This is a genomic window from Streptomyces sp. NPDC050448 (genome assembly GCF_040655295.1).
GTDB lineage: Bacteria > Actinomycetota > Actinomycetes > Streptomycetales > Streptomycetaceae > Streptomyces.
In genome coordinates this window covers 69,271-86,540 of record NZ_JBFAJR010000014.1, presented here as the reverse complement: position 1 = coordinate 86,540, position 17,270 = coordinate 69,271, and the positions used below count along the sequence as shown (strand labels likewise).

Genomic DNA, 17,270 nt, shown 5'->3' with positions numbered 1-17,270 from the left:
ACATGGCGGAGTCCAGACTGATCCAGGGCCGTTACCGGTCGCTCGATCTGATCGGGCGCGGCGGCATGGGCGAGGTGTGGCGCGCCCGGGACGAGTCGCTCGGCCGGCAGGTCGCCGTGAAGTGCCTCAAGCCGCTCGGACCCGAGCAGGACAACCACTTCACCCAGGTCCTGCGCGAACGCTTCCGCCGCGAGGCGCGCGTCGCCGCCTCCCTCCAGCACCGCGGGGTCACCGTCGTCCACGACTTCGGCGACGACAGCTCCACGGGCGGCCCGCTCTACCTCGTCATGGAACTCCTCGACGGCCGCAACCTGAGCCAGCTCCTGGAGGACAACGAGACGCGCCCGCTCCCCGTGGACGTGGTCGTCGACATCGCAGAACAGCTGGCCGCCGCCCTCGGATACACCCACGACCAAGGCGTCGTCCACCGCGACCTGAAACCCGCCAACATCATGCGGCTCACCGACGGCACGGTGAAGATCTGCGACTTCGGCATCGCCCGCCTCGCCCACGACATCGGCTTCACCGCCAAACTCACGGGCGGCGCCATGGCCATGGGCACCCCGCACTACATGTCGCCCGAGCAGATCGCGGGCGGCGAGGTCGACCACCGCAGCGACCTCTACTCCCTCGGCTGCGTCCTGTACGAGATCGCCACCGGCGCCCCGCCGTTCGACCTCGGCGACTCCTGGTCGGTGCTGGTCGGCCACCGCGACAACGCGCCCGTGCCGCTCCGCGAACACCGCCCCGAGCTGCCCGAATACTTCGAGCAGGTGGTCCTGGACCTGCTGGCCAAGCGCCCCGAGGACCGCCCCGGCGACGCCCGCCACCTGCACCGGCGGCTCGTCGAAGCCCGCGTCGGCCCCGGCGGTACGCCCGCCGCCCAGGCCCCGCTGCCCGCCTGGGCCCACGGGATGACCGCCGGCCGCAAGGCGGGCATCGACGCCCGCCCCGCGAGCGGCGAATGGGCCGTGCTCACCGGCTCCTGGACCGCCGGGCGCCCCGGCGGCGGGCACCGCATCCTGCGCCCCGCCGCCGCCGAGGACCCGCGGCTCACCCCGCCGTACGGGGTCCCGTACGCCTTCGGCTCCGACGGCACCGGCCTCGACGGGGCCGACCCCGCCGTGCTCGCCGCCGGCCACACCCGTGCCTTCGCCCTCAGCCGCGCGGGCCGGCCCGAGGAGGCCCTGGCCGCGTACGAAGCCGTCGCCGAGGGGCGCACCCGGGTGCTCGGCGCCGACCACCCCGACACCCTCGCGGCGCGCCAGGAGGCGGCGTACGAACTGGGCCGGCTCGGACGCCACCGCGAGGCCCACGACATCTACCGTGCGGTGCTCGTCGCCCGGGAGCGCAGCATGGGCCCGCTCCATCCCGACACGCTGCGCTGCCGCCACAACCTCGCCTGCGTCCTCGGGGCGCTGGGCCGGTTCGCGGACGCCCACCGCACCGCGGCCGAGGTCGCCGCCGACCGGGCGGCCGTGCTGGGCGCCGAGCACGCGGACACACTGCTGACCCGGTACGAGGTCGCGTACGCACTGGGCCGCCTCGACCGCTGGCAGGAGGCCCTGGACGGCTTCCGCCAGGTCGCCGCCGTACGCGAACAGGTGCTGGGCCGGGACCATCCCGACACCCTCGCCGCCCGCTACGAGGTCGGCATCGCGCTCGGCCGGACCGGGCACGCCGCCCAGGCCCTGGACCTGTTCCGGGGCCTGATCCGCGACCGCACCCGGGCGTACGGGGCCACGGACCCCGAGACGCTCCGCGCGCGACACGTCCTCGGCGTCAACCTGGGCCGGCTGGAGCGCTGGGAGGAGGCGGTGGCCGAAGCCCGGCAGGTCGCCGTGGCCCGGGCCGCGGCGCTCGGCGCCGAACACCCGGACACCCTCGTCAGCCGCCGCGAACTCGCCGTCGGGCTCGGTCGGCTGGGCCGCTGGGACGAGGCCCTGCCCGTCTACCGGGAGCTCTCCGGCATCCGCGAGCGCTCCCTCGGCGACGACCATCCCGACACGGCCCTGGCCCACGCCGACGAAGCGCACTGTCTGGAGCGGCTCGGCCAGGTGTGCTACCAAGAGCCATGACGAGCTTCGGGCACGATGTATACGACGACGTGATCGTGGGCGGCGGGCACAACGGGCTGGTCGCCGCCGCGTACCTGGCCCGGGCGGGCCGTTCGGTGCTGGTCCTGGAGCGGCTCGGGAACACCGGCGGCGCCGCGATCTCCACCCGTCCCTTCGTCGGCGTCGACGCCCGGCTCTCGCGGTACTCGTATCTGGTCTCCCTGCTCCCGGCGAAGATCGTGCGCGACTTGGGGCTGAATTTCGCCGTCCGCAAGCGCACGGTCTCCTCGTACACCCCCGTCGAGCGCGACGGCCGGCCCGGCGGGCTCCTCGTCGGCGGGGGAGAGTCCCGCACCCGGGAGTCCTTCGCGCGGCTGACCGGCTCGGAGCGGGAGTACGAGAGCTGGCGCGCCTTCTACGGGAGGACCGGGCGGCTCGCCGGGAAGGTGTTCCCGACGCTGACCGAGCCGCTGCCCACGCGGGCGGAGCTGCGGGCCCGGATCGACGACGAGACGGCCTGGCGGATGCTGTTCGAGGAGCCGCTCGGGCGGGCCGTCGAGGAGCACTTCGCCGACGACCTGGTCCGGGGCGTGGTGCTCACGGACGCCCTGATCGGCACCTTCGCGGACGCACACGACCTCTCGCTCGCGCAGAACCGCTGCTTCCTGTACCACGTCATCGGCGGCGGCACGGGGGACTGGGACGTCCCCGTCGGCGGCATGGGCGCGCTCACCGACGCGCTGGCGGCGGCGGCCCGTGCGGCCGGGGCCGAGATCGCGACCGGGCACGAGGTGCTCCGGATCGACACGGACGGGCGGGCGCCGGCCGAGGTGACCTTCCGTACGGCGACCGGCGAGGGACGGGTCGTCGGGCGGACGGTGCTGGTCAACGCCTCACCGCGGGCCCTGGCCGATCTGCTCGGCGAGGCGGAGCCAGCGCCCGCGGCCGAGGGGGCCCAGCTCAAGGTCAACATGCTGCTGCAGCGGCTGCCGCGGCTGCGGGACACCTCGGTGGACCCCCGCGAGGCCTTCGGCGGCACCTTCCACATCGCCGAGAGCTACACGGAACTGGCCCGGGCCTACGCCGAGGCCGCCACCGGGGAACTGCCGTCCGTACCGCCCTCGGAGATCTACTGCCACTCGCTGACCGACCCCTCGATCCTCGGGCCGGAGCTCGTGGAGCAGGGGTACCAGACGCTCACCCTCTTCGGTCTGCACACCCCGGCCCGGCTGTTCGGGAAGGACAACCAGGGGGCGCGCGAGGTGCTGCTGGCCGGCACCCTCGCGCAGCTGGACGCGCACCTGGCCGAGCCGATCACCGACTGCCTGGCCTTCGACGCGGACGGGCGGCCGTGCATCGAGGCAAAGACCCCGCTGGACCTGGAGCGGGAACTGCGGCTGCCCGGCGGGCACATCTTCCAGCGGGACCTGTCCTGGCCGTACGCGGACTCCGCCGGGGAGGGGGCCGGGGACGGGGACGGCCCGGGCGGGGGAGGCCGCTGGGGCGTGGGGACCCCGTACGCCAACGTCCTGCTGTGCGGCGCGGGCGCCGTGCGCGGAGGCGGCGTCAGCGGGGTCCCCGGCCACAATGCGGCGATGGCGGTGCTGGGGCACTGACCGCCGTTTACGAGGCGGGTTCGGCCGGCTCGATGACGACGATCGGGATCTCGCGGTCGGTCTTGGTCTGGTACTCGTCGTACGCGGGCCAGTGCTTCACCATCAGGGGCCAGTACGCGGCGCGCTCGTCGGCCGTCGCCGTGCGGGCCGTGGCCCGGAGCTTCTTCGGGCCGACCTGGATGCGGACCTCGGGGCGGGCCGTCAGGTTCTTGTACCAGAGCGGGTGCTCGGGGGCGCCGCCCTTGGAGGCGACGACGAAGTAACGGCCGTCGGCCTCGCCGTAGATGAGCGGCGTCCGCACCGCGTTGCCGGAGACCCGCCCCACAGTGGTGAGAAGCAGGGTCTGGGTGCCGTTCCAGTACTGCCCCTCGGCCCCGTTCGATGCGACGTACTGCCTGACGTGGTCGAGCTGCCAGCCCGGCTTGGGGTCCTTCGGGTGGTCCCAGTCGATGTTCGTGGTCGCCATGTGCCTGTACCTGCCTTCGCTGTTGAGCTGCGTGCGGTCGTGAACAGTCCGTGCGGGGTTGAACAGTCAACGAAACCCAACGAGCATCAACGGCGTCGGGCACGGTTTTATGCCGCCGTCCGTGGTGCCGGGGCGCTCGCAGCCGCGGGGAGCGTGAAGTCGAACGGGCCGTCCAGCGCGCGCAGGGTGACGCGGGCCGGGGTGGCGCGTACGACGAGGTCGCGGGCGGCCACTGCGAGGGGGCGGGAGAGCGCGCGGCGACGCGGCCCGCGTGGCGGGCCCGGACCCGGATGGCGTCGGTCCGGGCGCACCGGGCCGCGCTGCAGGCGGCCAGGGCGGCGGGTGCGCCGGCTCCGCCGCCGTCGAGGAGGTGCGCGAGGACGACGGCGTGCCGATGCCGATGCCGATGCCGGCGCCGACGGCTGGCGCGTCTGCGCGGACCCGGCGGGTGCACCCTTCTGCCTGGTCCGCGAAGGCCGACACCCCAGCCGCAGCGCCCGGGCCGCCGTGTCGGCGAAGGCGGCCGCGAGAGCCCCACGGCCCAGCGCACGGCCGGCGCCCCCGTCCGCGGGCACATCGCCGCCCGCGGCCCTCAGGACCGGCACGCCGGCCGGCCGGAACGACACCGAGGCGGGCCCGGACGGCTGCGGCGGTGTGCGCCGGGCCGATGTCCGACACCGGCTCCACCCAGCAGACCTTCCCGAGGCCCTCGCCGACTCCCCGCCCGCTCCCTAGGGGGTGTCCGGCCCTGATCCGCCGGACACCCCCTAGTCCGCCGAGCGGGTCCAGCCGACGGCCTCGATGCGCGACGCGTCGGCGGGGCGGTCCTCCGCGAAGAGGAGCCGAGCCGGTTCCGCCACCCGTACGACGTCCACGTACACCCCGCGCCCGACGTAGCGGCCGGTCGCGGCGTGCCGGAGGCGCAGGTGCACCGGACGTCCCGCCCACGCGGTGAGCGGCGCCTCGAGACGGTGCCAGATGCGGCCGGACCAGCCGCCGACGCTGCCCTGCGGCCACTGCTCGGGGGAACCGCCCGTGGACCGCAGCGTGCTGAACGGCAGCGGCTCCCAGGTCTCCCCGTCGGCCGAGGCCTCCACGTGGAGGGCGCCTTCGCCGGGCACGGTGTCCCACCACACGGCGCAGCGCAGCCGGGCGGCGGCCGTGGCCGGGGTCAGGGGAGGCAGGGTGAGCGTGCCGGAGCCGCCGGTCTCCATGCCGGAGTACCAGGCCGGGCCGCCGTGCTTCGTACGGACCGGGACGGCGCGGGCGAAGCGGTTGCCGACCGCGACCCGCGGGGCGCTGCCGGCCCGCCAGGTGCGTACGGGGTGGACGGAGTTGCCGAGCAGGATCACGAAGGAGTCGGTGGAGGGGTCCAGGACCAGGGAGGTGCCCGTGAAGCCGGTGTGGCCGGCGGAGTGCGGGGTGGCCATGGCCCCCATGTACCAGTGCTGGTAGAGCTCGAAGCCGAGGCCGTGGTCGTCGCCGGGGAAAGCGGTGTTGAAGTCGGTGAAGAGCAGCTCCACGGAGGCGGGGCGCAGGATGCGCTTGCCGGCATAGACGCCGCCGTCGAGGAGGGTGCGGGCGAGGACGGCCAGGTCCCAGGCCGTGCCGAAGACGCCGGCGTGGCCGGCGACGCCGCCGAGGGCGTAGGCGTTCTCGTCGTGGACCTCGCCCCAGACGAGTCCGCGGTCCAGGCCGGACCAGGGCGGCCGCTGCACCTCCGTGGCGGCGGTGACGCGGCGCCAGGAGAGCGGTGGGTTGTAACGAGTGCGGTGCATCCCGAGCGGAGCGGTGATCTCGTCGTGGAGCAGGAGGTCCAGAGTGTGACCGGTGATCCGTTCCAGGAGCAGTTGGAGCGCTATGAGGTTCAGGTCCGAGTACCGGTACACCGTCCCAGGGGCTTCCTGTGGGCGCACGGACCACAGCAGCCTCAGCTGCCCCTCGCGGGTGGACTGCTGGTAGAAGGGCGCCCAAGAGCGCAGCCCCGAGGTGTGCGTGAGCAACTGGCGGACCGTGATCAGCTCTTTGCCGCCGCCGGTGAACTCGGGCAGGTACCGGTCGACCGGGGCCTCCAGCTCCAGTTGCCCGCGCTCCATCTGCTGCACGGCCAGGAGCGAGGTGAACAGCTTGGTCAGCGACGCCAGGTCGAAGACGGTGTCCTCGGCCATCGGGATGCGCTGCGCCGCCGGGAACTCCCGGACCCGGTCGGTGTGGCCGTCGTAGTCCGCGTACCGGACGGCCTCGCCCATCGCGCGGTGCAGGGCGATCGTGCGGCCCCGGCCGGCGAGCACCACGACCCCGGCGTAGTAAGGGTGTTCGGGGGAGGGGCCGAGGAACCGCCGCGCCTCGTCCGCCACGCCCTCCAGGTGCCTCTCGAGTAGTCCGGCTTGCCGTGCGGACCCGTACCGCAGCCGTAGCCCCTGGAGCGCGCGCCGTTCGGCCGGGTTGCCCGCGGCCCCCGCGGCCCCGGGCAGCGCGGCGTGCAGGACGAGCACCCCGCCGAGCGCCAGCAACCGCGCCCCGAGCCGCCGCCGACTCACCCCGGCCGCACCGAGCTCCTCCGCCCCGGTCGCGTCGAACTTCTGCACCCCGGGCCCACCGAGCGGGTCCGCCGGGGCCGCGTCGAGCTCCTCCGCCCCGGGTCCACCGAGCGGTTCCGCCGGGGCCGCGTCGGGCTCCTGCGCCCCGGCTGTGCCGAACTTCTGCACCCCGGGCCCACCGAGCTGCTTCGCCCCGGCCGCGCCGAGCCGGTCCGCCCCGGTCGCGTCGGGCTCCTGCGCTCCGGCTGTGCCGAACTTCTGCACCCCGGGCCCACCGAGCCGCTCCGCCCTGGCTGTGCCGAGCCGGTCCGCCGGGGCCGCGTCGTGCCGCTGAGCCCTGGTTGCGCCCAGCCCATCCGCTCGGGTTGTGCTGGGTCCCTCCAGCCCGGCTGCGCCGGGTCCCGCTGTGCCGGCTGCGTCGCGGCACCCGGCGCCGGGGTCATCGTCGCCCGCGGACTGGGCCAGAGACTCGCCGCCGTCCACCTCGCCGTTCCCGTTCCCGTTCCCGTTCGCGCCGGCCGGGGCCACGGCCCTTTTCCCGGCGCCCCGCCCGTCCGCCCCCGTGTGCTCCTCCATGACGTCCTCCGTCCGCTGTCGCGCCTTCCCGAAGTATCTGCCCGCCGGCACGGCGGGCCCCGCACCGACCGGCCCGTAAAGAATCTGACGATGCATCAGAAAACCTCTTCCCTCGGCCGCCGCGCTGCGGCATGCTGCCGCCCATGGAGACGGAGCTGAGCAGGAAACTGGGAGTCGAGCACGCCATCTTCGGCTTCACGCCCTTCCCGGCGGTCGCCGCGGCCATCAGCCGCGCGGGCGGATTCGGCGTCCTCGGCGCCGTCCGCTACACCGCCCCCGACGACCTCAAACGCGACCTCGACTGGATGCAGGAGCACACCGGCGGCAAGCCCTACGGCCTCGACGTCGTCATGCCCGCCAAGAAGGCCGTCGACGGCATCAGCGAGGCCGACATCGAGGCGATGATCCCGGCCGGGCACCGTGCGTTCGTCCGCGACACCCTCGCCAAGCACCACGTCCCCGAGCTCGCCGAGGGCGAGGCCTCCGGATGGCGGATCACCGGCTGGATGGAGCAGGTCGCCCGGAGCCAGCTCGACGTCGCCTTCGACTACCCCATCAAACTCCTGGCGAACGCCCTCGGTTCCCCGCCCGCCGACGTCATCGCGCGCGCCCACGAGCACGGTGTCCTCGTCGCCGCCCTCGCCGGGAGCGCCAAGCACGCCCGCCGCCACGCCGAGGCCGGCATCGACATCGTCGTCGCCCAGGGCTACGAGGCCGGCGGCCACACCGGCGACATCGCCACGATGGTCCTGGTCCCCGAGATCGTCGAGGCGGTCGCCCCGCTCCCCGTCCTCGCCGCCGGCGGCATCGGCAGCGGCGAGCAGATCGCCGCCGGCCTCGCCCTCGGCGCCCAGGGCGCCTGGCTCGGCTCCCTCTGGCTCACCACCACCGAGGCCGATCTGCACTCCCGCGCCCTCACGGAGAAGCTCCTCGCCGCCGGCTCCGGTGACACCGTCCGCTCCCGTGCCCTCACCGGCAAGCCCGCCCGCCAGCTCCGCACCGAGTGGACGGACGCCTGGGACGACCCGGAGGGTCCCGGCGCGCTCCCGATGCCGCTGCAGGGCCTGCTGGTCGCCGAGGCCGTCTCGCGGATCCAGAAGTACGAGGTCCAGCCGCTGCTCGGCACGCCCGTCGGCCAGATCGTCGGCCGGATGAACTCCGAACGCAGCGTCCAGGCCGTCTTCGACGAGCTCACCAGCGGCTTCGAACGCGCCATCGACCGCATCAACCGCATCGCCGGCCGGGCCCGAGAGGTGTGATCAGCATGAGTGACCAGCCACCCAACGGTTTTTGGGCGCAGGCCGCCGCCGACCCCGAGCGCACCGTGCTCATCACCCCCGAGGGAGAGGAGTGGAGCGCCGGCCGGCTGCACGCCGACGTCAACCGCCTCGTCCACGGACTGCGCGCCGCCGGTCTGGAGCAGGGCGACGTCTTCGCCGTCGTCCTCCCCAACGGCGTCGAGTTCCTCACCGCCTACCTCGCCGCCTCCCAGGCCGGCTTCTACCTGGTCCCGGTCAACCACCACCTCGTCGGCCCCGAGATCGCCTGGATCGTCTCCGATTCGGGCGCCAAGGTCCTCATCGCCCACGAGCGCTTCGCCGACGCCGCCACCGCCGCAGCCGACGAGGCGGGCCTGCCCGCGAGCCACCGCTACGCGGTCGGAGCCGTCGCGGGCTTCCGCCCGTACGCCGAACTCCTCGGCGGACAGCCCGGGACACCGCCCGAGGGGCGCACCCTCGGCTGGGTCATGAACTACACCTCCGGCACCACCGGGCGCCCGCGCGGCATCCGGCGCCCGCTGCCCGGCAAGCTCCCGGAGGAGACGTACCTCGGCGGCTTCCTCGGGATCTTCGGCATCCGCCCGTTCGACGGCAACGTGCACCTGGTCTGCTCGCCGCTCTACCACACCGCCGTCCTCCAATTCGCGGGCGCCGCCCTGCACATCGGGCACCCGCTGGTCCTGATGGACCGCTGGACCCCGCAGGAGATGCTGCGGCTCATCGACGGCCACGCGTGCACGCACACCCACATGGTCCCGACGCAGTTCCACCGGCTCCTCGCGCTGCCGCCCGAGACGAAGGACGCGTACGACGTCTCCTCGATGCGGCACGCGATCCACGGGGCCGCGCCCTGCCCGGACCACGTCAAGCGGGCCATGATCGACTGGTGGGGCACGTGCGTGGAGGAGTACTACGCGGCCAGCGAGGGCGGCGGCGCGTTCGCCACCGCCGAGGACTGGCTGAAGAAGCCGGGAACGGTCGGCAGAGCCTGGCCGATCAGCGAACTCGCCATCTTCGACGACGACGGCAACCGGCTGCCGCCCGGCGAACTCGGCACCGTCTACCTGAAGATGAACACCGGCGGTTTCAGCTACCACAAGGACGAGGGCAAGACGAAGAAGAACCGCATCGGCGAGTTCTTCACGGTGGGCGACCTCGGGCTGATGGACGAGGAGGGGTACCTCTTCCTCCGCGACCGCAAGATCGACATGATCATCTCGGGCGGGGTGAACATCTACCCGGCCGAGATCGAGTCGGCCCTGCTCACCCACCCGGCGGTCGCCGACGCCGCCGCCTTCGGGATCCCGCACGCCGACTGGGGCGAGGAGGTGAAGGCGGTCATCGAACCGGCCGAGGGATTCGTCGCCGGGGAAGCCCTCGCCACGGAGATCCTGCACCACTGCGAGCGGCAGCTGGCCGGTTTCAAGCGGCCGAAGTCGGTCGACTTCATCGAGACGATGCCGCGTGACCCGAACGGCAAGCTCTACAAGCGGAGGCTGCGCGACCCGTACTGGGAGGGGCGCGAGCGCGCAGTGTGACCGTGTCGGCTGACCGGTGCAACATTGCGGGCCGGCCGGAGTAGCGGCGGTCGTGCCTGTGGCAGGGCGCACGAAAACGTCGCTGTGATGGGCAGTGGCGGACCCGACGAGGTCCGCCACTGCCACCTCATCGCACTCCTCCGGCCGTACGAGGCCGGGTAGGTAAGGAAGTCATGAACCCGAGTACCACCTCCCGCCGCTCCCGGCGCCGGGCCCTGGGCGTCGCGGCGCTCACCACGGCGGCCGTCACAGGCCAGCTGCTCGTCATGTCCCCGATGGCCCAGGCCGACGGCGACCACGAGAGTCGCGCGATCGCCTCCGCCATGAACCAGCTGGATCCGCCGCCGGGCCTCGACGAGCTGCTCGGGGGAGGAGACTCCCGGCACGAGGACGGCCCGCCGCCCGGTGGCGAGGAGCAGAAGCCGAAGCCGAAGCCGAAGCCGAAGCCGAAGCCGAAGACCCTGCACGGCCTGCGCGAGTTCACCGCGGACGGCACCTTCGTCCCGCCGAAGGGTGTCACCTCGGTGTTCGTCCAGGCCTGGGGCGCCGGCGGCGGCGGTGGCGGCGGCGGTGGCGGCGGCAGCGCCCCCCTCGGCGCTCACGGCGGTACGGGCGGTGGCGGCGGTGGCGGCGGCTTTGCCTGGTGCACCGTCCCCGTGAAGCCGTCGAAGAGCTACACGGTGGTCCTCGGCGACGGAGGCCTGCACGGCAATGGAGGCTCCGGCGGCGCCAACGGCGCCAACGGCACCAACGGCAACGACGGAGCCGCGGGTACGGCCACCACCCTGGCCGCGCCCGAGGGCGACGTCGTGGTCACCGCCACCGGGGGTGGCGGTGGCGGTGGCGGTGGCGGCAACTCCGGCCTGATTCCCGGCTATTCCGGCACCGCCGGAAAGGGAGGCACCGGAGGCACCTGCCGCACGGGCGGCGTGACCCGGCCCGGCGTGGACGCCTCGCTCGACGGCAAGGGCGGCCCTGCCGTGGACGGCGTCGTCGCTGTGCCGGACGCGGCCTCCGCCGGAGGCGACGGGGGCGCCGGCGGTTCGAACGGCGTGGTTTCGGGCCTGCCCGGCGATCCCGGAAAGGACGGCGGCGACGGGTACGTCGTCGTCTTCTGGTAGACCGGTCGGCATCGCGCCGGCCGCCGGGACCCCGCATGGGGACTGCGCGGCCGGCGCACCCGCCCATGACGCACCGTAAGGACGGAAAACGCCAAGTCGGGCCCATTCGCCCCTTGTGTACGGATCGTGGCAGCGTAGAGGCATGAGTACGGCAGCGCACAGGTCCCCCGTCACCGACTGGACCGTGGTGGTCCCGGTCATCTCGCTCCTCGCACTCGTCTTCAGCTGGGGACGCGAGCTGCCCGGATTCGTGGTGGCGCTGGTCGCCCTGTGTCTCGGGGGCGCGGTGCTGGCGGCCGTCCACCATGCCGAGGTGGTCGCCCTCCGGGTGGGCGAACCCTTCGGCTCGCTCGTCCTGGCCGTCGCCGTCACGGTCATCGAAGTGGCCCTGATCGTCACCCTGATGGCCGACGGCGGCGACAAGACCGCCTCCCTCGCCCGGGACACGGTCTTCGCCGCCGTGATGATCACCTGCAACGGCATCGTCGGCCTGTCCCTGCTCGTCGGCGCCCTGCGCAACCGGGTCGCCGTCTTCAACGCCGAGGGCTCCGGTGCGGCGTTGGCCACCGTGGCGACCCTGGCCGTCCTCACCCTGGTTCTGCCGACGTTCACCACCAGCAAGCCGGGGCCCGAATTCTCCACCGCCCAGCTGACCTTCGCCGCGGTCGCCTCGCTCGCCCTGTACGGGTTGTTCATCGCCGTCCAGACGGTCCGCCACCGGGACTACTTCCTGCCCGTGGCCACCGCCTGCGGCGCCACGGCAGACACGGGCGACACCGGCGGCGCCGCAGAGCATGCGGAGCCGCCCACCGCGCGCGCCGCCCTGTTCAGCCTCGGTCTGCTCCTGGTGGCGCTCGTCGCCGTCGTCGGCGACGCCAAGTCGGTCTCGCCCGCCATCGAGGCAGGCGTCGCCCGCGCGGGCCTGCCCAACGCCGTCGTCGGTGTGATCATCGCCCTGCTGGTGCTGGCCCCCGAGACCCTGGCCGCCGTCCATGCCGCCCGCCGCGACCGCGTCCAGACCAGCCTCAATCTGGGGTACGGCTCGGCCATCGCGAGCATCGGCCTGACCATTCCGGCCATCGCGCTGGCCTCGATCTGGCTCTCCGGCCCGCTGCTGCTGGGCCTCGGGCCGGTGCACATGGTGCTGCTCGCCCTGACCGTCGTGGTCAGCGCCCTCACCATCGCGCCCGGCCGGGCCACGCTGCTCCAGGGCGGCGTGCACCTCGTGGTGCTGGCGGCGTACCTGTTCCTCGCCGTCAGCCCCTGAACGCATGCGGCGGGGCCGGACGATCCGGCCCCGCCGCGTACCGCCCGGCTCCGGGTCAGCGGCGCTCGCGCGGCCAGACCACCTTGAGCTGCGGCGAGGTGAGGATGTCCCGCTCGCAGAACCGCGAGGTCACCCACCGCTCCCGGGAGAACAGCCGGGTCTGGTCGGCGTAGTACGGCGAGGCCGGGTTCGACGACTGGCCGTACGTCAGCAGTGTGCGGGCCACGGGGCAGCGGCCGCCGTCCCAGCCGACCGCCTGGATGTGGCTGGAGCCGTGCACGACCTCCGGCAGCCGCTGTCGTTGGAGTTCTCTGCAACGCGGGGCACAGTACCGCGTCGAAGCGAGGCAGTGATCAAACAGGTGAGCGACGGGCGGAACGGGTCGGCGGCGATGGCGACGTTGACGGACCGGAAGAAGGCGTCGTGCCGGTGAACCTGGGTGTGCCCGTGGCGGCGAGCGCATTCAGCACACGGCGCCGGTCGATCCAGTCCCTTCCCGCCTCCACGTCCGCGATCCAGGGCTCGGCAAGGCCGGTGAATGCTGCCAGGCGGGCCAGCTCAAGGCCCCGGCGTCCCCACTGCCGAGGCCCGGACCGGGGATCCGTCCGCCCCCGCTCCTGGTCTGTCGGCCTCCTCGGCTACGCCCAGCGGCCCCCCGCCCGTACCGACAGACAGCCCCTGCCGGGACGTCTGGCTCCGAGTCCGGGCATCCGCCGACTGCCTCAACCTCCGGACAGTCCCGCTTGTGCCTCAGTGGCACCGTCCATGTGTTCTGCCCCGGCGCGGCCAGCCCGTTGCGAAGCTCCTGCATCCACGTGGGCACCCAGGGCGAGGTCACTCTCCAGCCCCGTTCCCGCTACCTCTGGTCACCGGTCATCAGCTCCGACCCCGCCGCTGTCGCCGTGGTCGGCGACACCCTTGGTCCTGACGGCACCCGCGCTGCCACGGCCCGCGCCCAGACCTCAGGCGAAGCCGCCCTCAGCTCGGGCGACACCTACACCCCCGACCCGCACGGCCCGCCCCTCCCTTGCCTGGCAGGTTCAACTCCTCGTCGTTCCCTGACCGGGCACGGTAACCGGTCCGCTGATGGCCTCAAGTCGCCGTTCTGGAGCGGGGATTCGGCTGACGCTCAGATGGAACGGCAAACTCCGGGTCATTTTTGTCTCCGCCTCTATCCGGGCTGTCGCGATCACGTCAAGATCGTGCCCGCGTCGGACCGCATCCGGTGTCCGGCGCAGGGAGGAGGGCGCATGATGCCCCAACAGCGGCGGCGACGGTACATAACCTGCACCGTCGTGGCCGCCGCGTTCGGACTGGTAGGCACCCAGTCGTTCGCGGCATCCGGTGATGTCAGGCCCCGGCCGTGGAACGCCCGCCACCAGGCGGACATCGGCCGCCAGCACGTCAAGATGGTCAACAGCAGGCGCGGCGCCTCAGCCTTCGCCACATCGGAGGGGGACGGCGGCTCCGACGAGGCGGAAAACTCCGCTGAAGGAACCGCCCAGTACACCGAGGCCCGGACAGCCCCCGGCGTGGTGGCGCCCGGCGCGTACGGGGCGGCGTGGCAGCAGCTGCAGTCGATGCAGCACAGCCGCGGCGACTGGGACCACGTCACCAAGAAGGCGTACAACTCCGACGATCCGCGCTATCGAGATCTGAACTCCAACTCCAGTGGCGGTTCGGGGAATGTGACCGGCCGGATCACCGGAATCGCCGCTGACGACCAGGGCTATGTGTACGCGGGCGGCGCCAACGGCGGCGTGTTCCGCTCCAGGACCGGCGGCGGGCACTGGGAGCCGATCGCCGACAAGCTGCCGTCGTTGTCGACCGGCACTCTCGCGCTGGACGGCTCCAAGCGGCTCTGGTACGCCACCGGCGAGTCCAACACCGGTGCCACCTCATACGTGGGCACCGGAGTGTACGTCCTGGCCGATCCGCAGCACGGGCAGTTCCAGCCCGGCGGCCGGGTCGGCGGCGCCGAGCTGGAGAGCACCGTCATCCACGCGTTGCGCTTCGCCGGCACCACCGTGTGGGCAGCGACCAGCCGCGGCGTCTGGTCGCACTCCACGACCACCCTCTCCGGGCCGTGGCAGCTGGAATTCGCACCCAACCCCGACTATCTTCCCGGCGGTCCGAAGGCGTCCGACCCCAGCGCGCCGTACAAGAACATCGCCAACGACATCGCCATCGACCCGAAGGACCCCGGCAAGGTCCTCCTCGCGGTCGGCTGGCGTGGCGGTGACACGTACAACGGTCTGTACGCCAAGGAGAACGGCAGCTGGAAGCCTGCCGCCGGGCTCGGTGACCTGCCCACCAGCAGCGACGACATCGGCAATGTGACCTTCGGAGCGGCCTCGGACGGTTCGCGGCTTTACGCGATCGACCAGTCTCCGGCGCAGATGGCCGCCAATCCGGACAGCGGGCTCAAGGGCGTCTATGTCTCGAAGAACGGGTCGCCGTTCGGGCCGTGGACCCTGGTCGCCGACTACACCAAGCTGAAGGCGTCCGGCTCGGCGCTCCAGGGCGAGGGCTACATGCCCGGCATCCAGTCCTGGTACAACCAGTTCCTCCAGGTCGACCCCGCCAACGCCGACCATGTCTACCTCGGCCTGGAAGAGGTCTTCGAGACCAAGAACGGCGGTACGAGCTGGATCACCCCGGGCCCGTACTGGAACTTCCCCTTCCCCTGCTGGAGCATCGACCCGGCCAAGCAGACCGGCGACTGCTCACCGACCACCCACTCCGACCAGCACGCGGTCGCGATCGGCTCGTACCAGGGCAAGCCCTCGGTCTACGTCGGCAATGACGGCGGCATCTACCGCCGCCCGCTGAATGGCGCGGTCGATTCCGGCGGGCATGCCAAGGACTGGCAGTCCCTCAACGACGGCACCATCGACACCCTCCAGTACTACTCCGTCGGCATCGGCAAGGACCTCACCTACGGCGGGGTCTCGGTCACGGGCGGCCTCCAGGACAACGGCCAGTCGATCCTGCGCGGCCGCGACAAGGTGATGGGATCGAACTTCGGCGGTGACGGCGCCGACACGATCACCGATCCGTCGAATGGCTGCAACATCGCCGAGGAGTACGTCTACCTCGACATGTTCGTCACCCAGAACTGCGGTGTGAACAACGGTGACTGGACCACGGACCCGGCCAAGGCCACCGAGTACGAGGTCGCCCCGCCCGACAAGGACCTCGGCGGCGCGGGTGCCCGCTTCATCGCACCGATCACCTCCGACGCCAAGGACATCAACACCTGGGTGGCCGGTGGCCGGCACGTCTGGGTGCAGCACAAGGGCTTCGCGATCCGCTCCGGCACGGAGTGGACGAACGCCTTCGACCTGGGCGCGGGCCATGTGGCAACCGCCGTGGCGTCCTCGGGCGGCACGGTCTACGTCGGCTGGTGTGGCCCCTGCAACAACCAGGGCTTCACCCGCGGCATCGCGGTTGGCAACGCCGACGGCACCGGCTGGCACCAGCTCAGCCTCCCCGTCGACGGCACGATCCCGAACCGCTACATCTCGGGCTTCGAGGTGGACCCGGCCAACGCCCAGCACGTGTACGTCGCCGTCAACGGCTTCTCCCGCAAGTGGACCGAGGGCCCGGGCGCGGGCACCGGCCACATCTTCGAGTCGAAGAACGGCGGCACCGACTGGACGGACATCTCCGCCAACCTGCCCGACGTCCCCGCCGACACGGTGAAGCTCCTGCCCGGCGGCGGCCTCGCCCTCGGCACCGACCTGGCCGTCTTCTACCGCCCAGCCGGCGCGACCCAGTGGGAGGTCCTCGGCAAGAGCCTGCCCACCACCGCCGTCATGCAACTGCGCCTCGGTCCGGACGGCAAGCTGTACGCCGCCACCCACGGCCGCGGCATCTGGTCCTTCGACGTACGCCAGCTCAAGGGCCGTAACGACTGATCACGAGGCACTACCGCCACAGCGACGACGGCCGGCGCACCCCCACCCGAGGGGGATGCGCCGGCCGTTCGGCTTCGGACGGACGTCAGGGGACTTGGTACGCCCGACACGTCCAGGCGCAGCGTGAAGACAGGCGCTCCGCCCGTTTCCCACGTGATTGTTGCCGCTCCCGGCCGGGCCGCGCGAATCGTGACCCGTTCCGTGCCGTCCGGATCAGTCGACGTGCGGGTGATCGCGGCCAGCATCGGGCTTCTGCTGCGCGGCCCAGGCCAGGCCCCACCCCGACCGGGCGGCACAATGGCCGTAACGGTGGCGCTGACCCGCACGCACAATCGCTGGGTCGCGAACTCCCCAGGACGCAGGGTGACCGTGACCGCTCCCGCGACGCACCCGGGGCGGGCCGATGGGCTGTCACTGCCGGGTTGGGGCACCCCGGGAACGGATTCATCCGACGCGGCAGGGGGAGCGGAAGATGGAGTGCCGGACGAAGCGGCTGGCGTTCTGGACCAGCCGCCTTCGGTGGTAGGCGCGGTGGAAGCTGGGCCAGATCCACTTTGTGGCGGCGATCCCGCTTGCGAGGCACCGCTGTTCGTGCAGGCCACCGCTGTCCAGGCCAAGACGTTGTCGTTCTTGGACGTGCGCGTTCCGGTTGCCGGGCCGTTGCGGATCATGGTGGAGACGGTGACGCCGGACGACAGCGCGGCGACTGCGGTCTACGAACGCGGCACGGCGCGGCTCATCGCGCACGAAATCGATCACCTTGACGGTCTAAAGCGTGTTGCAGAAGGCTGGGTGGCGGGCATTTCCTGTATATGCATGGGGTGTTGATTCGCAATGAAGATCCACCATCTTGAAGTGGCTGGTCAGCGTGCTGGTGTGTCAGGGTTCG

At 72.5% G+C, this 17,270-nt stretch carries 11 protein-coding genes and 1 pseudogene; 8 read left to right on the top strand and 4 right to left on the bottom strand.

The features are described 5' to 3' along the window. Nucleotides 1-2: 2 nt before the first annotated feature. On the top strand, nucleotides 3-2,078 hold the full coding sequence (locus AB0I68_RS18810; protein ID WP_363178431.1) for a serine/threonine-protein kinase: 2,076 nt from the start codon (nucleotides 3-5) through the stop codon (nucleotides 2,076-2,078). Beyond that, nucleotides 2,075-3,673, top strand: a complete 1,599-nt coding sequence (locus AB0I68_RS18805; protein WP_363178430.1) for an NAD(P)/FAD-dependent oxidoreductase — start codon at nucleotides 2,075-2,077, stop codon at nucleotides 3,671-3,673. Before AB0I68_RS18810 ends, AB0I68_RS18805 begins: the two co-directional genes overlap by 4 nt. 7 nt (nucleotides 3,674-3,680) lie before the next feature. Here AB0I68_RS18805 and AB0I68_RS18800 read toward each other — a convergent pair whose 3' ends face one another. From AB0I68_RS18800 to AB0I68_RS18790, 3 genes are all read right to left on the bottom strand, one after another. Continuing rightward, a complete protein-coding gene (locus AB0I68_RS18800; RefSeq protein ID WP_363178429.1) occupies nucleotides 3,681-4,139 on the bottom strand; it encodes a nitroreductase family deazaflavin-dependent oxidoreductase in 459 nt (152 codons plus the stop codon). Nucleotides 4,140-4,246: 107 nt separating this feature from the next. Then, nucleotides 4,247-4,372, bottom strand: coding sequence for a hypothetical protein (locus AB0I68_RS18795; protein ID WP_363178428.1), 126 nt, complete (start codon nucleotides 4,370-4,372; stop codon nucleotides 4,247-4,249). Between the two features lie 534 nt (nucleotides 4,373-4,906). Then, entirely contained in the window at nucleotides 4,907-6,727 is a 1,821-nt protein-coding gene (locus AB0I68_RS18790; protein ID WP_363178517.1) for a serine hydrolase, read from the bottom strand. A 671-nt stretch (nucleotides 6,728-7,398) separates the two neighbouring features. Between AB0I68_RS18790 and AB0I68_RS18785 the strand changes: the two genes are divergently transcribed. The 4 genes from AB0I68_RS18785 (at nucleotide 7,399) to AB0I68_RS18770 (ending at nucleotide 12,461) form a co-directional block, all read left to right on the top strand. Further along, on the top strand, nucleotides 7,399-8,514 hold the full coding sequence (locus AB0I68_RS18785) for a nitronate monooxygenase family protein (RefSeq protein ID WP_363178427.1): 1,116 nt from the start codon (nucleotides 7,399-7,401) through the stop codon (nucleotides 8,512-8,514). 5 nt (nucleotides 8,515-8,519) lie between these two features. Further along, nucleotides 8,520-10,073: an acyl-CoA synthetase gene (locus AB0I68_RS18780; protein ID WP_363178426.1), complete on the top strand. Its 1,554-nt coding sequence runs from the start codon at nucleotides 8,520-8,522 to the stop codon at nucleotides 10,071-10,073. Between the two features lie 173 nt (nucleotides 10,074-10,246). Beyond that, nucleotides 10,247-11,194, top strand: coding sequence for a hypothetical protein (locus AB0I68_RS18775; protein WP_363178425.1), 948 nt, complete (start codon nucleotides 10,247-10,249; stop codon nucleotides 11,192-11,194). A 142-nt stretch (nucleotides 11,195-11,336) separates the two neighbouring features. Next, complete coding sequence (locus AB0I68_RS18770; RefSeq protein ID WP_363178424.1) at nucleotides 11,337-12,461, top strand: ionic transporter y4hA; 1,125 nt, start codon at nucleotides 11,337-11,339, stop codon at nucleotides 12,459-12,461. Between the two features lie 55 nt (nucleotides 12,462-12,516). Here AB0I68_RS18770 and AB0I68_RS18765 read toward each other — a convergent pair. After that, nucleotides 12,517-12,747 (bottom strand): annotated as a pseudogene (locus AB0I68_RS18765) (penicillin acylase family protein); the annotation flags it as partial. Nucleotides 12,748-13,711: 964 nt separating this feature from the next. Here AB0I68_RS18765 and AB0I68_RS18760 point away from each other — a divergent pair. Both AB0I68_RS18760 and AB0I68_RS18755 read left to right on the top strand, forming a co-directional pair. Further along, nucleotides 13,712-16,381, top strand: coding sequence for a glycosyl hydrolase (locus tag AB0I68_RS18760; RefSeq protein WP_363178423.1), 2,670 nt, complete (start codon nucleotides 13,712-13,714; stop codon nucleotides 16,379-16,381). A 477-nt stretch (nucleotides 16,382-16,858) separates the two neighbouring features. After that, complete coding sequence (locus AB0I68_RS18755; RefSeq protein WP_363178422.1) at nucleotides 16,859-17,209, top strand: hypothetical protein; 351 nt, start codon at nucleotides 16,859-16,861, stop codon at nucleotides 17,207-17,209. Nucleotides 17,210-17,270: the final 61 nt, after the last annotated feature.

Coding starts and splice junctions, on each gene's coding strand:
- AB0I68_RS18805 (WP_363178430.1), top strand. CDS start 2,075: ATGACGAGCTTCGGGCACGATGTATACGACGACGTGATCGTGGGCGGC.
- AB0I68_RS18770 (WP_363178424.1), top strand. CDS start 11,337: ATGAGTACGGCAGCGCACAGGTCCCCCGTCACCGACTGGACCGTGGTG.
- AB0I68_RS18810 (WP_363178431.1), top strand. CDS start 3: ATGGCGGAGTCCAGACTGATCCAGGGCCGTTACCGGTCGCTCGATCTG.
- AB0I68_RS18780 (WP_363178426.1), top strand. CDS start 8,520: ATGAGTGACCAGCCACCCAACGGTTTTTGGGCGCAGGCCGCCGCCGAC.
- AB0I68_RS18775 (WP_363178425.1), top strand. CDS start 10,247: ATGAACCCGAGTACCACCTCCCGCCGCTCCCGGCGCCGGGCCCTGGGC.
- AB0I68_RS18785 (WP_363178427.1), top strand. CDS start 7,399: ATGGAGACGGAGCTGAGCAGGAAACTGGGAGTCGAGCACGCCATCTTC.
- AB0I68_RS18800 (WP_363178429.1), bottom strand. CDS start 4,139: ATGGCGACCACGAACATCGACTGGGACCACCCGAAGGACCCCAAGCCG.
- AB0I68_RS18760 (WP_363178423.1), top strand. CDS start 13,712: ATGATGCCCCAACAGCGGCGGCGACGGTACATAACCTGCACCGTCGTG.